The following is a 20,335-nucleotide window of genomic DNA, read 5'->3' on the forward strand; positions in this document are numbered from 1 at the left end:
GACATTACACGTCATTAGATATCAATATTTGCCGCTTTCAACGCATTCTCTTCGATAAAGGCACGGCGAGGTTCAACCGAATCACCCATTAAGGTGGTAAATAACTCATCGGTTGCAATCGCATCCTTAACGGTAACTTGCATCATACGACGTGTATCTGGATTCATGGTGGTTTCCCATAATTGTTCTGGGTTCATTTCACCAAGGCCTTTATAACGCTGTACAGCAAGACCACGACGAGATTCTTTTGTAAGCCACTCAAGTGCTTCTTCAAAACTTGAAATCGCCTGACGACGCTCTCCACGCTCAATAAACGCCCCCTCTTCAATTAGGTTACCAATAATGTCACCTAAATGAGTAATACGTTGATATTCGCTACTGTGGATAAAGTCATAATCCAGTTTATAGTCTGTATCAATACCGTAAGTACGGATACGTAATACAGGCTCGAACAGACGGTTTTCATCGTTTTGAGTGATCGTATAACTATAAGTGCTACTTTGCTCTTCCGCATTATTTAAACGGTTGACCAAGCCACTCATCCACTCTTCAACTTTGGTTTTGTCAGATAAATCTTCTTCTGTGAGCGTTGAGTGGTACACCAAGCTATTTAACATGCTCAGTGGATAAATACGCTCCATACGACGAATAATTTTATGTGCAGCATGGTAGTCAACAACCAGTTTTTCAAGTTGTTCACCGTGCATTGCTGGCGCATGTTCACTAATATAAAGCGCTGCACCATCAAGCGCTATCGACATCAGATATTCGTCCATCGCGTCATCATCTTTGATGTATTGCTCTTGCTTCCCTTTCTTCACTTTGTAAAGTGGTGGTTGAGCAATAAAGATATGACCACGTTCGATAATTTCTGGCATTTGACGATAGAAGAAAGTCAGTAATAACGTACGAATGTGAGAACCATCGACGTCCGCATCCGTCATGATGATAATGCTGTGATAACGCAGTTTATCTGGGTTATATTCATCACGACCAATACCACAACCTAATGCTGTGATTAATGTTGCTACTTCTTGAGACGCCAACATTTTATCAAAACGCGCTTTCTCAACGTTGAGGATTTTACCTTTTAACGGCAGAATAGCCTGTGTTTTACGGTTACGGCCTTGTTTTGCAGAGCCGCCCGCAGAGTCCCCTTCCACTAAGTACAGTTCAGAGAAAGCAGGATCACGTTCAGAACAGTCTGCTAATTTACCTGGTAAGCCACCTAAATCTAATGCACCTTTACGACGTGTCATCTCACGTGCTTTACGCGCAGCTTCACGAGCACGAGCAGCATCAATAATTTTACCGACAACGATTTTCGCATCGTTTGGATTTTCTAACAGGTATTCCACCAGCTTCTCATTCATCAGCGTTTCTACCGCTGTTTTAACTTCTGAAGAAACCAGTTTATCTTTGGTTTGTGATGAGAATTTAGGATCTGGAACTTTAACAGAGATAACCGCAATCAAGCCTTCACGCGCATCATCACCCGTTGCACTGATTTTCGATTTCTTATTAAACCCTTCTTTATCCATATAGTTGTTTAACGTACGAGTCATTGCAGTACGGAAACCAACTAAGTGTGTACCACCATCACGTTGTGGAATATTGTTGGTAAAGCAATAAACATTCTCTTGGAAGCCATCATTCCACAGCATCGCAACTTCAACACCAATACCATCTTTTTCAGTGGAGAAATAGAATACATTTTGATGAATTGGCGTTTTATTACGGCTTAAGTATTCAACGAATGCCTTAATACCGCCTTCATAATGGAAATGATCTTCACGGTTATCGCGTTTATCAATTAAACGGATAGAAACGCCTGAGTTTAAGAATGACAACTCACGCAGACGTTTTGCTAAAATGTCATACTGGAATTCAGTCTCGCCTTTAAAGGTTTCAAGACTTGGCCAGAAGCGAACAAATGTGCCTGATTTTTCGGTATCACCAATCACTTTTAAGCGATCATCAGGTACACCATGACGATAAATTTGCTGATGGATTTTTCCATCGCGATGAATAGTCAGTTCGAGTTTTTCAGACAACGCATTAACAACAGACACCCCTACACCATGAAGTCCACCAGAGACTTTATAGGAGTTATCATCGAATTTCCCCCCCGCATGCAGAACCGTCATAATAACTTCTGCTGCTGAAACACCCTCTTCTTGGTGAATGCCGGTTGGAATTCCACGACCATCATCTCGAACAGAGACGGAGTTATCTGAATGGATAGTGACAATAATCTCATCACAGAAACCCGCGAGGGCTTCGTCGATTGCGTTGTCGACCACCTCGAAGACCATGTGATGCAGACCGGTTCCATCATCTGTATCCCCGATATACATCCCCGGGCGCTTACGCACCGCATCCAGCCCTTTTAATACTTTGATACTTGAGGAGTCATATGTATTCGACATCAACGTTTCTCGCTTTATTCCTATGGTTTAACCTCTATTTTGCCACGTTCTACGCTAAATAGCCTGCTATTTACATCTAGCATATCTTTCACTTGCCCTTGTGTTATCGCACTGACAAACACTTGAGCTTGCGTAGACTTTAGACGCTCGGCTAACAATTGACGCCGACTTGCATCTAATTCGGAAGCAAAATCATCGAGCAGATACAGGCATCTTTGCCCATTCTTACGAGTGAAATATTCACCTTGTGCCAGCCTCAATGCACACATCAACAACTTGAGCTGGCCTCGTGACAACATATCTTCTACTGGCGTGCCATTTGCTCTAATACGTAAATCCGCTTTATGAGCACCAAGTGAGGTATAGGCTAACATTTTATCACGTTCAAATTGACGTGCTAGCAACTCACCATAATCAGTCTCTTTATCCCACCCCCGCTGAAAACTGACTTTCAGCGAAAATTCAGGTAAAAACAGACGGCACGTTTCTTCAATATCTTTAGCGATATCTTCAGTATATTGAGCTCGCCATTCACTTATCTGTTGCGTTAATAAGATAAGTTCTTTATCCCAAGGCATCAGCTGTCGATAAGACGTTGCTTGCCTTAGTGCTGCATTACGTTGCTTTAAAACACGTTTTAAATCCGACCATGCAGCGAAAAATCGAGGTTCATTATGAAAACACCCCCAATCGATAAACGCGCGACGATATTTAGGCCCACCATTCAGTAAAGTAAAACCTTCAGGTGTTATTAATTGCATGGGTAACAATTTTGCTAACTCTGCAATTTTATGACCATCGCTACCATCAATACGAACTGTACTATTTCCTTCGCGATCTTTACTTAATCCAATCGCATAGCCACGGCTATCTTCATTAAGCCCACTTAAACGCCCATGAAGAATAAATGCATTTTCATCATGTTGGATCACGCGATTTGCTTGAGAACTACGAAATGCTCGTCCATGTCCTAAGGTGTAAATCGCTTCAAGTATACTTGTTTTACCACTCCCGTTTGGCCCAACAAGAAAATTAAAGCCATCCGCTAATGGCAGATCCGCCTGTTCGATATTTCTAAAATGGCGGATCAATAAACGGGATAAAATCATGTTAGTGACTATTATAAACGCATTGGCATAACAACATAAGCAGCCGCAGAACTTGCCACATTTTCAACTTGAACACTTGAAACGGCATCAGTCAGTAACAGCTTAACTTCTTCGCATTTCAAGGTATTCAATACATCAAGGAGATAGCTGACATTAAAGCCAATTTCCATTTCTTCGCCTTGATATTGAACATCAACAATTTCTTCTGCTTCTTCTTGCTCAGGGTTGTTGGCTGTGATTTTTAATTGACCACTCGTGAGGTTAATACGCACACCGCGGAATTTCTCATTAGATAAAATGGCAGCACGAGAAAATGCCTGTTTAAGAATATCACAACCTGCAATTACTGTTTTGGTTGGGTTTTTCGGTAATACACGACGATAGTCAGGGAAACGACCATCAACCAACTTCGAGGTAAAAATAAAATCACCTACATGCGCACGTATATTGTTACTACCGATTTGCAGTTGCAGTGAACTTTCACCACCACCATCCAGTAGACGCATTAATTCAATAACACCTTTACGAGGAACAATAACCGAGTGACCAGGTAAAGATTGTCCGATATCCATCGAACATACGGCTAAACGGTGCCCATCTGTTGCAACCGTGCGTAATTCAGTGTTTTCAGTTTCAAACAACATACCGTTAAGATAATAACGCACATCTTGATGTGCCATTGAAAACTGAGTGGATTCAATGAGGCGTTTTAATGTTGCTTGAGGCAAAGTAAATTCAACCTCACTTTGCCAATCATCTAAGTTAGGAAAATCAGATGCAGGTAATGTTGATAAGGAGAAGCGGCTACGACCTGAACGCACTAATAGGCGGTCACCATCTAGCTCAACACTGATTTCAGCACCTTCAGGTAGCCCACGCCAAATATCAAAAAACTTACGCGCAGGAACAGTTGTGGCGCCAATTTCATGAGACTGACTGAGGTTAACTCTCGCTACCATCTCCATTTCAAGGTCAGTTCCTGTTAGTGATAAGGTGTTTTCAGTCACCTTAAGCAATAAGTTACCTAAAATAGGTAATGTTGGACGACCACCTAAAGGGCCACTTACTTGTTGTAGCGGCTTAAGAAGCTGTTCACGTTCAATGATAAATTTCATAGCGCTAGGATGATAATGTTCTGATTAAGTTAGAAAAATCTTCTTTGATGTCATGACTTTCTTCACGCAATTGCTCTATTTTTCTGCATGCATGAAGTACAGTTGTATGATCACGACCCCCAAAGGCATCCCCGATTTCAGGCAAGCTGTGGTTTGTTAATTCCTTTGCCAGCGCCATTGCCATTTGCCTCGGACGGGCAACCGATCGAGAGCGCCGCTTTGACAGTAAATCAGCGACTTTAATTTTATAATACTCAGCAACCGTTTTTTGAATATTATCGATAGTGACTAATTTTTCTTGCAAGGCCAGCAGATCACGTAATGCTTCACGTACAAAGTCGATAGTAATCGCACGACCTGTAAAGTTTGCGTTAGCAATCACTCGATTTAACGCACCTTCAAGCTCACGGACGTTAGAACGAAGTCTTTTAGCAATAAAAAAAGCCACTTCGTCAGGTAACTGAATTTGGTTTTCATCCGCTTTTTTCATCAAAATCGCTACTCGGGTTTCAAGTTCAGGTGGCTCAATAGCAACCGTTAATCCCCAACCAAAGCGCGATTTTAATCTATCTTCAACACCGTTAATCTCTTTAGGATAACGGTCTGACGTTAAAATAATTTGCTGATTACCCTCTAACAATGCATTAAAGGTATGAAAAAATTCTTCTTGTGAACGCTCTTTATTGGCAAAAAATTGAATATCATCAATTAAGAGGGCATCCACAGAACGGTAATAGCGTTTAAAGTCTTCTATCGCATTATTTTGTAACGCTTTTACCATATCTTGTACAAAACGTTCAGAATGCATATAAACAACTTTTGCATTCGCTTTACGTTCCATAATGCTGTTACCCACTGCGTGCAACAAGTGTGTTTTACCCAGTCCTGTTCCACCATATAAAAAGAGTGGGTTATAAGCTCCACCTGGGTTATCAGCGACTTGTCTTGCTGCTGCCCTTGCTAACTGGTTTGATTTACCTTCAACAAAGTTATCAAACTTATGTTTCGGGTTAACATTAGAGCGATAATTGAGCTCAGGCAGTTGAGACGCAGGTTGATTATCCCAACTAGGGCGAACAGGCTGGCTATGTGTTGGAATTGTATTCACCGTTGGATGTACAACAGCTTTAGGAATACTTTCCGTAGTACGCCCTGATGCTGGCTTATTACCAACTTCAAAACGTAAAGAAGGGACTTCTGAGCCACAAAAATCCACTAATAATGCATTAATATTATTAATGTATTTTTCTCTCACCCAATCTAAAACGAAACGATTAGGTGCATACAGTGCCAGCGTATTATCGCTTAGTTCTGCCTGCAAGGGACGTATCCACATACTAAATTCAGTGGCAGGTAACTCATCCTGCAATCGGGCAAGACAATGCTGCCAAAGCGAAAGTGACACGGCGGACTCCCCTAAAAAAACAAGACTAAAAAATAAACAGGAAAAATGCAGTTAAACACTGTGTGCCTAAATACAAAGTGCACAACACCGTTCCTCTTCAATTCTTAATAAGGAACAACTCTTGGTGACAACGATTTTTTTACATCGTGACTCACGATCGCAGACTGGCTATTCTGATCGTGACGGGGGATCATATCGCAAAATGAAACGAAGATCCTCTTTCTTTTGCACAGTTTTTATGGTTTTTATCCACAGGCTTACTGATTTAAGATAATTCACCAAATGAAATATGCAAAGGCGTTCTAGTGTACTTGAGTCGCCCTATAAATAGCAATTGGGGATAACTTTCTCTTTACATAAATCTCTCCTTCTTATAGTAAGTGATCAAATATCTCTCATTTGATCCACCGAAGATCCTTGCGCTTTCACCATGAGTCCGTATAATCTTGCACCCTGCGTGCTTGTACCAACAAAGTCACTTATTTAAGACTCTTTTTAGGTCGCTAATAAGCGTACTCGTTGCGCATAAGTCAGGATTGATTATCGGGTTTGCTAAAAAAGACGACAAAAATCGGTACTTAAAGCGTCATCTTGATTGACGCATTTGAGTGATTTTATTACAATCCCGCATCTTTCCATCATTGATGCTGCGATTGAAGTACTGGTTTGTTTATTTATTGCACGCCTGTCTGTCAACGCATTTGCTGAATCAGTAATTATATTAAGTAGGTAGAAATCGCTATGAAACGCACTTTTCAACCGTCTGTACTGAAGCGCAACCGTAACCACGGCTTCCGCGCTCGTATGGCCACTAAAAATGGTCGTCAGGTTCTGGCTCGCCGTCGTGCGAAAGGCCGCGCTCGTCTGACCGTTTCTTCGAAATAATAAAAGCTAACCATTCCGTGGTTAAGCTCGCTTTTCCAAGGGAGTTACGTTTGTTAACTCCCAAGCATTTCAATTTTGTTTTCCAGCAACCACAACGTGCGAGTTCTCCAGAAGTTACTATTTTGGGTCGCCAGAATGAGCTGGGGCATCCCCGCATCGGTCTAACAATCGCAAAGAAAAACGTTAAACGTGCTCATGAGCGTAATCGTATTAAACGATTAGCCCGTGAATACTTTCGTTTACATCAGCATGAATTACCGCCGATGGATTTTGTGCTATTAGTAAGAAAAGGGGTTGCTGAACTTGATAACCATCAATTGACGGAAGTGTTGGGTAAATTATGGCGTCGTCATTGTCGCTTGGCTCAAAAGTCCTGATTTTGCTAATTAGGGGCTATCAACTGGGGATTAGTCCTCTGTTGGGGCCTCGTTGTCGTTTTAATCCTACGTGCTCTAATTACGGAATTGAGGCATTGCGCAGGTTTGGAATGATAAAAGGTAGTTGGTTAACAGTGAAACGCATATTAAAATGCCACCCTTTACACGAAGGTGGTGATGATCCTGTCCCACCTAGAAAAAACGACGATAACAGAGAAAATTAACGATGGATTCGCAACGCAATCTTCTATTCATCGCTTTGCTGTTCGTTTCTTTCCTGATCTGGCAGCAGTGGGAGGGTGATAAAGTTTCACAAAACACCACCACTACCGCTCAGGTCTCGCAACAAGCGGACGTGCCAAGCAGTGATAGTCTTGCTGTAACTGGTAACAGCAATGAGCAGGCAAAATTGATTACCGTAAAAACTGACGTACTTGATCTTCGTATCAATACTCAGGGCGGTACTATCGATGAGGCTGATTTGTTAGCCTATCCCGCCGAGCTTAATTCGACTACGCCTTTCCGTTTACTGGAAACTACACCACAATTCCTGTATCAGGCTCAAAGTGGCTTAATCGGCCCTGATGGTCCAGATCAGAAATCTCGCCCAGTTTATAGTGCTGATAAAAACGAATTCGTACTTGGTGAAAATCAGGATGAATTACGCGTACCTATGACTTTTGTGAATGAAGAAGGGGTGAAATTCATCAAAACCTTCATTCTGAAAAAAGGTCAATACGATATCAGCGTTGATTACAAAATTGAGAATACAACAGATAAAACACTGACAATGAACTTCTACGGTCAGTTAAAACAATCTGTTAAATTGCCAGAAAGCCGTGATACTGGTAGCAGCAACTTTGCGCTACACACTTATCGTGGTGCGGCATACTCATCAGATGAAACCAACTATAAAAAATACAGCTTTGGTGATATCGAAGATAAAAACTTATCTCTAACCACCAATAATGGCTGGGTTGCAATGTTACAACAGTACTTTGCAACAGCATGGGTTCCTTCTAAAGATAGTCAGAATAATCAATTCTATACTATCACTTTGGAAAACAAATCTATTGCTCTGATTGGTTATAAATCAGCACCGGTGACAATTGCACCCAATAGCACAGCTGACATCAGCTCTACATTATGGGTTGGTCCTGAAATTCAGTCAGAAATGTCCGCTATCGCGCCACATTTAGACCTGTCTGTAGACTACGGTTGGTTATGGTTTATCTCTCAGCCACTGTTTAAACTGCTGAAATTCCTTCACAGCTTTATCGGTAACTGGGGCTTCTCCATCATCATGATCACCTTTATCGTTCGTGGTATCATGTACCCGCTGACTAAAGCGCAGTACACCTCCATGGCGAAAATGCGTTTACTGCAACCCAAACTGGCTGCACTGCGTGAACGTATTGGTGATGACAAACAACGTATGAGCCAAGAAATGATGGCGTTATACAAACAAGAGAAAGTGAATCCTCTGGGTGGTTGTTTACCACTGATTATCCAGATGCCAATCTTCCTTGCTTTGTACTACATGCTGATGGGCTCAGTTGAATTACGTCATGCGCCATTTATGTTATGGATCCAAGACTTGTCTGCGCAAGATCCGTACTACATCCTGCCATTATTAATGGGTGTGACAATGTTCATCATTCAGAAACTGTCTCCAACTGCAGTGACTGACCCGATGCAACAAAAAATCATGACCTTTATGCCGGTTGTGTTTACTGTATTCTTCCTGTGGTTCCCATCAGGTCTGGTTCTGTACTATATCGTCAGTAACTTAGTGACCATTATCCAGCAGCAATTAATTTACCGCGGTCTGGAAAAACGTGGCTTACACAGTAGAGACAAAAAATAAGGTCACATGAGGAAAAACCTCTTCCTTGGTTACATTCAAAGGAAAGTGACATAAAATAGCGAAGGCGGTCTACAATGACCGCCTTCTGTTTTTTTATATTGATATGATTATTCTGATTAAGCGAGTACACCATGCATAGCACTGATACTATCGTCGCTCAGGCCACACCTCCGGGAAGAGGCGGTGTTGGTATCCTACGCGTTTCTGGCCCCAAAGCTGCCCTTGTGGCGCAAACCGTTTTAGGCAAATTGCCTAAACCTCGTTATGCCGATTACCTGCCATTTCGCAATGATGACAACTCAGTACTTGATCAGGGTATCGCCCTTTTCTTCCCTAATCCGAACTCATTTACAGGTGAAGATGTTCTAGAACTACAAGGCCATGGCGGCCCCGTTATTCTAGATTTATTACTAAAACGTATTTTACAAATTCCTGGTGTGCGTATTGCAAACCCTGGAGAATTTTCTGAACGTGCATTTTTAAATGACAAACTCGATTTAGCACAAGCAGAAGCGATTGCTGATTTAATTGATGCCAGCTCAGAACAAGCAGCACGTTCAGCGATTAATTCATTACAAGGTGCATTTTCTTCTCATGTTAACGAGATGGTAGAGTCATTAACTCACTTACGCATTTATGTTGAAGCGGCTATTGATTTCCCTGATGAAGAGATTGATTTTCTTTCTGACGGCATCATCGAAGGAAAACTCAATGCTGTTATTGCTGAATTAGATGATGTTCGTGCTCAAGCTCGCCAAGGTAGCCTGTTACGTGAAGGAATGAAAGTGGTTATTGCAGGTCGTCCTAATGCAGGTAAATCAAGCCTATTAAATGCATTAGCTGGCAGAGAAGCGGCCATTGTCACGGATATTGCTGGTACAACTCGCGATGTATTGCGTGAACATATTCATATCGATGGTATGCCTTTGCATATTATCGATACAGCAGGCTTACGTGAAGCCAGTGATGAAGTTGAACGCATTGGTATTGAACGTGCTTGGAAAGAGATTGAGCAAGCAGACAGAGTGCTATTTATGGTTGACAGCACCACAACCGATGCAACAACACCTGAAGATATCTGGCCTGAATTTATGGCACGTTTACCAAACACCTTGCCTGTGACTGTTATTCGTAACAAATCAGATTTAACAGGGGAAAATGCCGAGATCACGGCACAAGGAAACTACCCGATGATCCGCTTATCTGCTCGTGATGGTATGGGTATCGAGTTACTTCGCTCACACCTAAAAGAAGCGATGGGCTTTAACAGTAATACTGAAGGTGGTTTCTTAGCTCGCCGTCGCCATTTACAGGCATTAAATACCGCAGCAGAACATCTACAGCAAGGTCATGAGCAACTGGTTTATGCAAAATCAGGTGAGTTATTAGCAGAAGAGCTAAGACTCGCTCAACAAGCATTAAGTGAAATCACAGGTGAATTTACCTCAGATGATTTATTAGGTCGTATTTTCTCTAGTTTCTGTATCGGGAAGTAACAACTCAATATTACCTGCTATACCGTGTAACCTTCAATTTAACGGTTATAGCAGGTAAAGATCTACACGCTATAACCATTAGACCTTGATCTACACGCTATAACCGGTATATTAGATATTAACGCCTATAACCGGTAGAAGATGATGATTATAATTAACGCCTATCAACTCAGCGTACATCTAAAAGATGTCCGATTAACAAAAAAATTATCTCAAAGTAAAGTCGCCAAAAAAGTAGGAATTCGACAAGACACCGTGTCCAATTTTGAACTTAATCCTAATTCCACCAAACTAGAAACCTTTTTCAAACTGCTCTCTGCACTAAATTTAGAGATGGAAATTCACCCTAAAGATGCTAAAAATAATTTAGCACACAAAAGTGAATGGAAAGAGGAGTGGTAAATGGCGAGTCTTGATGTATATATGAATGAATACTATGTGGGGATTTTTACTAAAAAAAGCTCAGGTGCGCATTCATTCCAATATACTGAAGATTGGGTTAATCAACCAGGAAGTCGTCCGATCTCTCTTTCGATGCCATTACAACTTCAAGAATATCAAGGAGACTGTGTCTATAATTTCTTTGATAATCTGTTACCTGATAATACTGAAATTAGAAATCGTATTGTGAGTCGCTATAATGCGAATTCAAGCCAACCCTTTGATCTTTTAGCGGCTATCGGTGCAGATACTGTTGGTGCATTAAGGTTACTTCCTAGTGGTAGTACACCCGCGAATATCAAAAAAATAGAATATCACAAACTCGATGACACTGAACTTGAGAAAATTCTACTAGGATATCAATCCAATACACCACTCGGTATGCTTGAAGAATATCCTGACTTCAGAATTTCTATTGCTGGTGCGCAAGAAAAAACAGCATTACTTTTAAAAGATGATCATTGGTGTGTGCCACACAATAATACGCCGACTACACATATTATTAAGCTGCCTATTGGTGTTATTGAAGGTCATTCTTATACAATGGATTTATCCGATAGTGTAGAAAATGAATATCTTTGTACCTTAATTGCCAAAGAATTTGATCTTCCTGTTCCTCACTGCTCTATTATTAAAACAAAAAATATTAAAGCGCTTGCTGTAGAACGTTTTGATAGAAAATACTCATCAGATAAATCGTGGATAATACGTTTACCTCAAGAAGATTTTTGCCAAATTCTAAATATACCTTCTGCACTAAAATATGAAAATGAAGGGGACCCTGGCATTATCGATATTATGAAATATTTACTTGGCTCATCAAATGCCGATCAAGACCGTTTTCATTTTATGAAGGCACAAGTGCTATTTTGGCTTTTAGCGGCAACAGATGGACATGCAAAGAATTTTTCTGTTTTTATCAACCAAGAAGGACGTTTTCATCTCGCGCCTCTTTATGACATTATGTCTATCTATCCCAATTTTGGAGGAAAAGGACTTAATCCACGAGATGCAAAACTTGCTATGGGATTAAAAGCAAGCCGAGGCAAAAAATACGCAATAGAACAAATTTTTCCTCGCCATTTTTACCAAACAGCCGAAGCTGTCGGTTTCGATCCTTCCTTGATGAGCAAGATTCTTCGTTATTTTTATCAAGAAATGGACGATGTTATACAACGCGTAAAACAGCAATTACCCGAGGATTTCCCTTCTGATATCAGCAATACAATATTGAATGGAATGAAAGCACGCGTTGTTAGATTAGCTAATATTTAGCAACTTACCTGCTATACCGTGTAATTTTCAATTTAACGGTTATAGCAGGTAAAAGTTATAAGTGCGCATTTAACTTAGGTAATAAACTTTCTCAAGAAAAGTAAAATGAATGACTTACCTTCTTTTACTTTTTATATTATTTAATACCATTCTTTAATTACACGATTAAAAATAAATATCAAACGATGTATCTAGTTATTTTTTATTTATTCATGGAGTAAATAACGCAATCGTTTACTTTATCTTTTCCTTTTTTTAAAAGAAAAATAGATTTTAGATAGAGAAAAAATAGGTATTAAAATTATCATGTTTCATGATCAAAATATAGAAAACCAGTCAATGACAATGCTAAACTTCGCCTTTAGTTAACTGGGTAAATATCCCCTTTATATTTAAGAGTCTATCGTGAGAACGCTTTATTTTACTGCGCTGACAACAGGCATTCTTTCTGCCATTTGGGCATTTGTAGCTAATCAATTTGATTTATTAAGTTGGGCTGGTTTTCTAGGTTGTACGGCTTATTTTGCTTACCCTAAAGAAGGATTAAAAGGATTAGCAGTAACAATTGCCACAATTATGAGTGGCGTGATTTGGGCATTGGTAATTATTTATGGTAGTCAACTATTTGATGATATATCTATTTTCGGCTATGCCGTAACGGGTGTGATTGCCTTTATAATGTGCGTTCAAGCTAAAAGCACTCTGCTTGCCTATATTCCTGGTACCTTTATTGGCGCCTGTACCATTTTTGCTGCTCAAGGTGATTTAACACAAACCATTCCTTCACTTATTGTCGGTGTGTTATTTGGTTATGCAATGAAAATGAGTGGACTGTGGGCTGCCAATAAATCACAGAGAAAAGCAGTTTAATTAATTTATCAAACCAATAAAAAGCGGTAACTTGATACTTTCCCTCTAAAGTACCGCTTTCTTTTTCCCTTATCTTTTCTACTTTCCCTCATAGATAACTAACAAACTTTGAAATTGTAGTTCATTTCTATTTACGTCAAAAAGGAGATCTCACACATAACGCGAAAAGGAATATAGCTATGACGACCCCGACACAATCTACACACTACAACATTATTGTAATGTCAGATCCTCAACCTTGGAGACTCAATTTAGATAATAATAATCCTAATGACGATCAAACTCGTTGGGAGGCAACAGTTAGAAAAGTCAGAGATAGCATACAATTATTACATCACGAAAAATCTTTTGCTTTTGGTATTATTAACGGCGACTTAACGGAATTTGGTCGTCGTCACCAACGAGAAAGTTTTCGCTCTCTTTTTGCCCCATCTCCCTTAGGATTTAATACCTATGTCGGTTTAGGTAACCATGATTATCAAAATAATGTCGGTGATTGCTCAGAACCGAGTAATTCTGATTACAGTATGAATGCTTGTGCCAGAGGCATGGTGTTTGATATGCATTATCGTATTGAAGAATACCGTCATTATTCAACCTCAGAAAATTTCCGGTACGATAGTAGTGAATATTCAGGTAGTAAAGCCTATTCGTGGGACTATGGTGAAATCCATTTTGTTCAATTACAAAATTATCCTACTTATCACGTAGTACTCGACCATTGGGCTGCATCAACAATCAATGTCACGGATTCCATTGATTGGTTAGAAAAAGATTTAATCCAAGCTCGCAATCGTAATAAAACCATTATTTTAAATTTTCATGATGGTAACCAACATTTTCCTGAAAACTCCTCTCAAGAAGAACTCTCCTTTTTTAAATACATGATTGAGCACTATGGTGTGAAAGCAGTTTTTGTTGGCCATACACACTATGTTGGACAAGATAATCGTTACGGTGGTAGTGAGATCTTTGGTGATATTCCCGTTTATAACAGTGGCGCTTTATTTAAAGGGGATTACTTATCTGTTGAAGTTAATGGCTCGCAACTTTCTATTGCTGTTTATAACGGATTATCTGGCCAGCCTCAATTAATCGAACAATGGAACTAAATATTAAACAAGGAGTTTTCTTTATGCATTTCAATCCATTAAAAGTCGCCATTAGTCCTTCATCACTCCCTGCAACACAGCCATTAATCTGTATCGACTACCAAAAACTCCAAGAAGGTATGTTGGATATGATTAACCGCAATAGTAATGTATTACCGACCATTGTCGATAAATTTAATGAGCAAGATCCACTCAATGCTCCCATTATTGTAGGACAAACCGTCATCGGACATATTATTGGTTTAATACCGGTTGTCGGTGGTGCATTATCAAAAATCACCTCTGCACTCTTTGGTATGATGAATAAAAATATGAAAGATAGCTCGCTAGCTAATCAAATTATCGAGCATGTCTCTCGTATTATTGACGCTAAAATTGCTGATAATAATGTTAAAATTATCAAACTCACCACAGAGGGAATATCCGATGTGTATCAGTTATTCTCTGATTCGTTTGCTCGTTATCTTGATCCTACAATGCATTATTCTGTACAACAAAAAAAAGATTTACGGGAACAAGTACTCAACCGTTTTGATGATGTAATTACGACAATCGTTTCTCAACAACCATTAGTCTTAAATTTAGCGCAATCCGCAGGCTTACCTTTTTATTGTCATTGTTGCGCCCTTTTTGTTGCTGCGCATTACGATATTCTCACTAATAAAGATAAACTTGAATTAAGTGATGATTACTTTAAAAGTAATCTAAAAACATTAAGAGAAAGTGTAGATAAATTTAATAGCGCAATTCATACCGCCATTTATCGGCAAACATCTAATATATTTAAAGATGATTATAATAAAAGTAATGTTTTTTTATCCGGTATTTACACATCAGGATTATCTTTTTATCAGGCTTGGATAAAAAAGAGTTTTGAAATCGAATTTAACACACCATTTTCTCACTGGAATAGCTTAGAGTTATATGGACATGACTATAGCCATACCGATCCTAAAATCAGCTATTACAAAGCTTACTTTGATATAGGCAAAGATATATTACATCGAACATCCATGTTACAAAGTATCGAAACCTATTCTCATATTGATGCTGTTATTCGTATTAAACACAACTACTTAAGTACTGAAAAAGTAGCAGATAGTTTTCAATATGAAGGCTGTTATGGTGTCGCGGGGGATAGTCGTGATGTATTAAAAACAGACACTTTTTTTACACCAGATAGCAGTAAAGCATATTTATCGCCCTCTCAAATTTTACCTTCTGTACGTTATATTTCTGACACCCCTTGGGGCGCATTACACTATATGGTGCTTGATGATGTAAACAATAATAGCTTTACCATTGGTCAAGGCCGCCGAGAGAACAAGTCTTATCTTAATATTCCTGGTTACTGTTTTAATGGCGTAAACCTTTATTTAAGCCGACATAATGGTAAACAATGCCATGATGATTCTGGCGCTTGGTTAACAGAATCTGCACCTATATTCCGTTTTTATGACGGTTATGCTTCTCTTACACTAGAAACTAAAAACCACTTGCCTGTACTACAAAAAAGCTATGAATTGGATTTAAATCATGGGTTTGATACGCAATTAAGTAAAGCTCAATATGGGTATAGTGATATGCTGGTGGGTAAAAACTGTATTTTGTTAAATCAAGAAGCCTATTTTTGCTTACCTTCAGAAGAAACGATTGGAAAAACAAATAATTCGCAAAAAATGAAGGTGTTATTACAGTGCGCAGCTGAAAGTGAACAATCACTTTCAGTTTCTGTGAGAACGGGCAATGCCCTTAAAGGGACATTAATTGCTTCAAATACCTTTTCTCTTGGCCTAAATCAGGACAATATCATTTATAAAATAACACCACTACTTAATCATCCAGTAACAAATAAAAAAGCCTATTTTCGAACTTATCAACTTGAATTAGATTATTTATTCACACAAGAAAACGCATCCAATCTTTATTTTTATTTGCACTTTTCTAAACCTAACACTGTGTTAGCAGATATTACTGTACTGTTTTAACCATTAATTCTAATAAAAACACCTAAGTCTAAATTCACTCTTAGGTGTTTTATTTACTAGATTAATTTAATTGAAAATCTAATGAAACAATAAGCGGGTTCAATACGCTTTCAGGCTTAGGCCCTATCGGTTTTACTCGCTTTACAGCAGCCATTGCTGCATTATCCAGTGAAGAAATCCCTGAAGAGTTTTCTATCTCAACCATGGCAATAGCACCTTCTGCGGTGAGAGAAAAACTCACCACTACCTGACCTTCATGTTGCATGCGGCGCGCTTGTGATGGATAACGTTTATGGCGCTCTATTTCTCGGCGCAATGAGCTTATGTAGTGATTGTCAGACTCACCTTGCCCGATGCCTTTCTCGCTTAGTGCATGACTTCTTCCTGCTAACGAACTTGCCGTATGTTGCGTTAAGCTTTCTGTGGATGCTTCTGATGTTATTTGCGCTACTTGGCTTTCTAAATCACGCTGTTTTATGGGTTCTACTTTTTCTTGTACGACCTGTTTTTTTACTGGTGTAACTGGTTTTATAGGTATCGGTTTTTCTTTGGGCTTTTCAGGTATTTTCTTTGGTGCTTCAACAAACTCTCCTATTTCGGCATTTGGCAACACAATGGGGGTTTCTTGAGGTGCCGTTTCCACTAAAGGCTCAGGCACGACTGTCGATTGTTGGGGCGGTGAAAATACCACTTGGTAAACAGATAATGTATTTTCTTGTTGCTGATGAATATGGTGTGCACTTTCTGCCATAGAAAGTGAACGCAACAGCCAACTTAATATAGCGATATAAACTAACGAGATAGCTATTAGCCAGTAATAAATATTAAGCGGTTGCCTGACAGAAAGTGCCAACATAACAAAAAGCTCCTTAATTCTCTTTTAATTAAAATTGTGCAGTCACACCCAATCGGAAGGTTCTTCCGGGTGCAGGCATACCTGATCGCGTTAAAGGATCAATGTAGTATTCGTTTAATAAATTACTGCCTGTTATTTCAAACGATAAATTAGGGCTATATTGATAGTTAATATAGGCATCGACGGTAAAGACTTTTGCCCAACGCATCGGATTATTATTTCTGCCGTACATTTCTCTTGGTAACTTTTCTTTTAGCCATTTTTCATCTTTATTTTCTACTTCTGATGAATAGAGCCAGCGACTGCCCACCTCTAACTTATTATCTAACCAACGGGTACCTAAATGTAAATTAAATGAATATTTAGGCTGAATAGAAGTACGTAAAAAACCACCCGGATACCCCCCTGTCATACACTCTTTAATTCCCAAGAAACCAAAGGGGTCGTAATGACTAAAGGCATTTTTATCGCATACCTTATTTTTATGGCTATAAACTAAAGCCGTATCCATAAAAATAAAACCGTTATCAAAACGCGCTTGAACTTCCAGCCCCTCTAATTTTTGCTTTTCAAATTGCCTAATTTGCCAATTTGCATCTCTATCAAACACATTTTCGATATTGGTATGAAAATAATTAATTTTAATATCGGCATGGCGCTCGACATTAAGCCAATCGGTCAAATCAAATACAACCCCAAACTCTGTACTTTTGGCGCGTTCTGGTTTTAATTTAAAGCCATAATAACGAGCTTTAGAGCCTGAAAATCCGCTAGTGTCTTCAAATAAATTAGGCAAACGCAGTTGCTCGGTATAACGGCCATAAAAACGCAATATCTCGTTGGCATACACCGTTGCAGACACCAGTGGTGAAAAGGCCCCATGCTGATAACTGGGCTCAGGTGCAAAATTATCTTTATCATCATCAAGATAAATAGGGATTGGATTGGTCACACCCATTTCATATTTATTAACTAATTTACCTGTAATGGGATCGGGCACTTTTTCATTGATATCAGCATAACCACTTAAGAACATATTTTTACTTTTAGATAATTCGCCATTTTTATCATAAAGTATGACGGTATATTCCGTGATCATAGGACGTTTTTGAGAAGATTCTATATTGAGATTTCCTTGTTCATCACGAAGAAAATCATCGTGCATCATATGAACTTGAGTTTTTTTAACTTCATGATGATTAATAATTTTTTCTTTTATTTCAGGTGATAAATTTTCATATTCAGGATAAACAAATTTAGAGAGTAAAAACTTACGCATTTTTTTATCTATTTCTGGATAACGTCGATAATTTTTAAGCTCTTCAGGTAACGTTTCTACATCCACCCTATGGTAAGCTTTATATAATAAATATTCATCCGCAGTTAATGTACGTCGATAAGGCAAAATAAAGCCTCTTATTGATGGAGATTTCTCATAACCTTTTACATTATTACGTCGCTTATTATTTAAAAAAGTATCTGTTAAATGATAATAATGATATTTCCCGCCCGCAGTAATAGCTAACCAAGAAAGTGGCTTCCAATCTGTGGAAAGGGCTAAGTTAATTTCATGACGTTGTCCTGCTCGCCCGGAGGTAACAAAATCAAAATTTTCAGGTAATTCCAATTCATCACTGTCTAATTTTTCAAATTGATAATGACTGGAAAATGAAAGAGAAAATTGCGGTGATAATTTAAATATCGAAGATAAATCAATACCATATCGGTTATTCTCTTGATAAAGAGAGGCAGTATCAATAAAGCGAATATCTTTTTTTAGATCCAATTTAGATGCAAACATATCACCATAATCGATATTCTTGGGTACTCTTGGTTCACCTCCTCGAGTATTGGTATGCCCAGAAGTTACATTCCCCCATAACCGTAACAGTAAATCAGTTTGTTTATCTTCGGGTTTATATTGATAAGTTAATATTCCCGCCTGTTGATTAATCGTTGCTAATGGCCATTGATTTACTAAATTTTTATCATAACGAACCCAACTTAAACGTAATGGCATAATATCGCCAAACAGTAAATCGGTGTATCGGTAATTAATCGAAAAACGGTGTGTTGATTCAGGGAATAATGTCCCTTTAACTAAAAATGAACGATTACGGCTGGATGTATTCGGTACTTCATTACCAGGGCGATAAATATGGGCAATAAAAGGAACATAAGGTGTCAATCTTACTTTATAATCATTCGAATGAATTGATTTCATATTATCGGTTTCGAGATAGGCTTTTGTATTCCTTTTTCCTGCTAAATAATTGCCTTTTTCTCGTAGTGCATAGGCAAATAATAAATTAAACTTTTCTTTTTCAAATCCAATACCTAAGCGGAATGAGTGATCATGAAAGTGCCAATCTTTATTTTTTTGCGGTGTGATTTCTAACGCAGGATCACTAATTTTTACTCCTTTATGATGAAAATTAGGATATTCTCGATAATCTTCAAGCATATTTAAATAAACTTCTTTATACCGCGTAGAGTTATTACTAATATCCCCTTTAAAATTAATACCAAAAGAGTCACCAATAGGCACAATATCACGAATATCTAGGGTTTTAATCGCAATACCGCCACCAATGCCTGTTTTCATATCTGGAGTTAATGAGGGACCTTTTTCAATATAGATACTACTAATCAAATTAGAATCAATATAGTTACGATTAGAGGCACCACTATAACCTCGATAAACGGTAATTGCCTGCTCTGTACCATCCACTGTAACAGGAATACGTCCTTGCCCTTGAATACCCCGAATATTCGGATCAAGCGCCCCACCATTACGCGCTTCACCACTATAAACCCCAATGGCACTTTTTAGTAAATCAGCTGGAGAAATACCCTGATAACGCTCTAATAGCTCTTTGCCTAAATAAACATTAGAGACATCTTTCTCATAAACTTGTGAATAACCTTGTGTATCTTTTTCTTTATTATCAGAAATTTGAATATGACCAAGATCGGTTTTATCTTCTTTGGCTTGCAGATAAAAGCACGGAGAAAATAGCGATAGAGAAACGAAGATTGAAACAATTTTCCGCTTTTGAAAAAGCATTATATGCATTGTTTTACCTATTCAATTAATAAAAGAAGTGATT

At 38.7% G+C, this 20,335-nt stretch carries 16 protein-coding genes; 10 read left to right on the top strand and 6 right to left on the bottom strand.

All coding sequences use genetic code 11. From position 1 onward, the window contains the following. Positions 1-14: 14 nt before the first annotated feature. The 4 genes from gyrB to dnaA are packed head-to-tail and all read right to left on the bottom strand — an operon-like array spanning position 15 to position 6,058. Positions 15-2,429, bottom strand: coding sequence for a DNA topoisomerase (ATP-hydrolyzing) subunit B (gene gyrB / locus DK861_RS00755; protein ID WP_109398973.1), 2,415 nt, complete (start codon positions 2,427-2,429; stop codon positions 15-17). Between the two features lie 20 nt (positions 2,430-2,449). After that, the gene (gene recF / locus DK861_RS00760; RefSeq protein WP_109398974.1) at positions 2,450-3,538 is read right to left on the bottom strand and encodes a DNA replication/repair protein RecF; all 1,089 of its coding nucleotides are present in this window, start codon (positions 3,536-3,538) and stop codon (positions 2,450-2,452) included. Positions 3,539-3,549: 11 nt separating this feature from the next. After that, positions 3,550-4,653: a DNA polymerase III subunit beta gene (gene dnaN / locus DK861_RS00765; protein WP_006534273.1), complete on the bottom strand. Its 1,104-nt coding sequence runs from the start codon at positions 4,651-4,653 to the stop codon at positions 3,550-3,552. A gap of 4 nt (positions 4,654-4,657) precedes the next feature. Then, positions 4,658-6,058, bottom strand: coding sequence for a chromosomal replication initiator protein DnaA (gene dnaA, locus DK861_RS00770; RefSeq protein WP_109398975.1), 1,401 nt, complete (start codon positions 6,056-6,058; stop codon positions 4,658-4,660). A gap of 741 nt (positions 6,059-6,799) precedes the next feature. Here dnaA and rpmH point away from each other — a divergent pair. The 10 genes from rpmH (at position 6,800) to DK861_RS00820 (ending at position 16,369) form a co-directional block, all read left to right on the top strand. After that, on the top strand, positions 6,800-6,943 hold the full coding sequence (gene rpmH / locus DK861_RS00775; RefSeq protein WP_004246509.1) for a 50S ribosomal protein L34: 144 nt from the start codon (positions 6,800-6,802) through the stop codon (positions 6,941-6,943). A gap of 17 nt (positions 6,944-6,960) precedes the next feature. Continuing rightward, positions 6,961-7,320, top strand: a complete 360-nt coding sequence (gene rnpA / locus DK861_RS00780) for a ribonuclease P protein component (RefSeq protein ID WP_071788569.1) — start codon at positions 6,961-6,963, stop codon at positions 7,318-7,320. Continuing rightward, complete coding sequence (gene yidD, locus DK861_RS00785; protein WP_072064717.1) at positions 7,284-7,544, top strand: membrane protein insertion efficiency factor YidD; 261 nt, start codon at positions 7,284-7,286, stop codon at positions 7,542-7,544. The genes rnpA and yidD overlap by 37 nt, the downstream gene beginning before the upstream one ends. 2 nt (positions 7,545-7,546) lie before the next feature. Continuing rightward, the gene (gene yidC, locus DK861_RS00790; RefSeq protein WP_072064719.1) at positions 7,547-9,187 is read left to right on the top strand and encodes a membrane protein insertase YidC; all 1,641 of its coding nucleotides are present in this window, start codon (positions 7,547-7,549) and stop codon (positions 9,185-9,187) included. Positions 9,188-9,318: 131 nt separating this feature from the next. After that, positions 9,319-10,683 carry a tRNA uridine-5-carboxymethylaminomethyl(34) synthesis GTPase MnmE gene (gene mnmE, locus DK861_RS00795; RefSeq protein WP_072064721.1) on the top strand — a complete coding sequence of 455 codons (1,365 nt, stop codon included), beginning with the start codon at positions 9,319-9,321 and terminating at the stop codon, positions 10,681-10,683. A gap of 144 nt (positions 10,684-10,827) precedes the next feature. Continuing rightward, positions 10,828-11,085, top strand: coding sequence for a helix-turn-helix domain-containing protein (locus DK861_RS00800; protein WP_072064722.1), 258 nt, complete (start codon positions 10,828-10,830; stop codon positions 11,083-11,085). Continuing rightward, complete coding sequence (locus tag DK861_RS00805) at positions 11,086-12,399, top strand: type II toxin-antitoxin system HipA family toxin (protein WP_109398976.1); 1,314 nt, start codon at positions 11,086-11,088, stop codon at positions 12,397-12,399. It abuts the gene before it with no gap. Positions 12,400-12,804: 405 nt separating this feature from the next. Continuing rightward, positions 12,805-13,269, top strand: coding sequence for a DUF1097 domain-containing protein (locus DK861_RS00810; protein ID WP_006534283.1), 465 nt, complete (start codon positions 12,805-12,807; stop codon positions 13,267-13,269). A 179-nt stretch (positions 13,270-13,448) separates the two neighbouring features. Then, positions 13,449-14,381 carry a metallophosphoesterase gene (locus DK861_RS00815; protein WP_109398977.1) on the top strand — a complete coding sequence of 311 codons (933 nt, stop codon included), beginning with the start codon at positions 13,449-13,451 and terminating at the stop codon, positions 14,379-14,381. A gap of 23 nt (positions 14,382-14,404) precedes the next feature. Further along, on the top strand, positions 14,405-16,369 hold the full coding sequence (locus DK861_RS00820) for a hypothetical protein (RefSeq protein WP_204101236.1): 1,965 nt from the start codon (positions 14,405-14,407) through the stop codon (positions 16,367-16,369). Positions 16,370-16,430: 61 nt separating this feature from the next. Here the strand turns inward: DK861_RS00820 and DK861_RS00825 are convergent, their stop codons facing one another. Together DK861_RS00825 and DK861_RS00830 are read right to left on the bottom strand one after the other, a co-directional pair. After that, positions 16,431-17,225 carry an energy transducer TonB gene (locus tag DK861_RS00825; RefSeq protein WP_109398978.1) on the bottom strand — a complete coding sequence of 265 codons (795 nt, stop codon included), beginning with the start codon at positions 17,223-17,225 and terminating at the stop codon, positions 16,431-16,433. 28 nt (positions 17,226-17,253) lie between these two features. After that, the gene (locus tag DK861_RS00830; RefSeq protein WP_109398979.1) at positions 17,254-20,301 is read right to left on the bottom strand and encodes a TonB-dependent receptor; all 3,048 of its coding nucleotides are present in this window, start codon (positions 20,299-20,301) and stop codon (positions 17,254-17,256) included. Positions 20,302-20,335: the final 34 nt, after the last annotated feature.

Origin of the sequence: Proteus sp. TJ1640, from assembly GCF_003144445.1 — a bacterium.
Lineage (GTDB): Bacteria > Pseudomonadota > Gammaproteobacteria > Enterobacterales > Enterobacteriaceae > Proteus > Proteus penneri.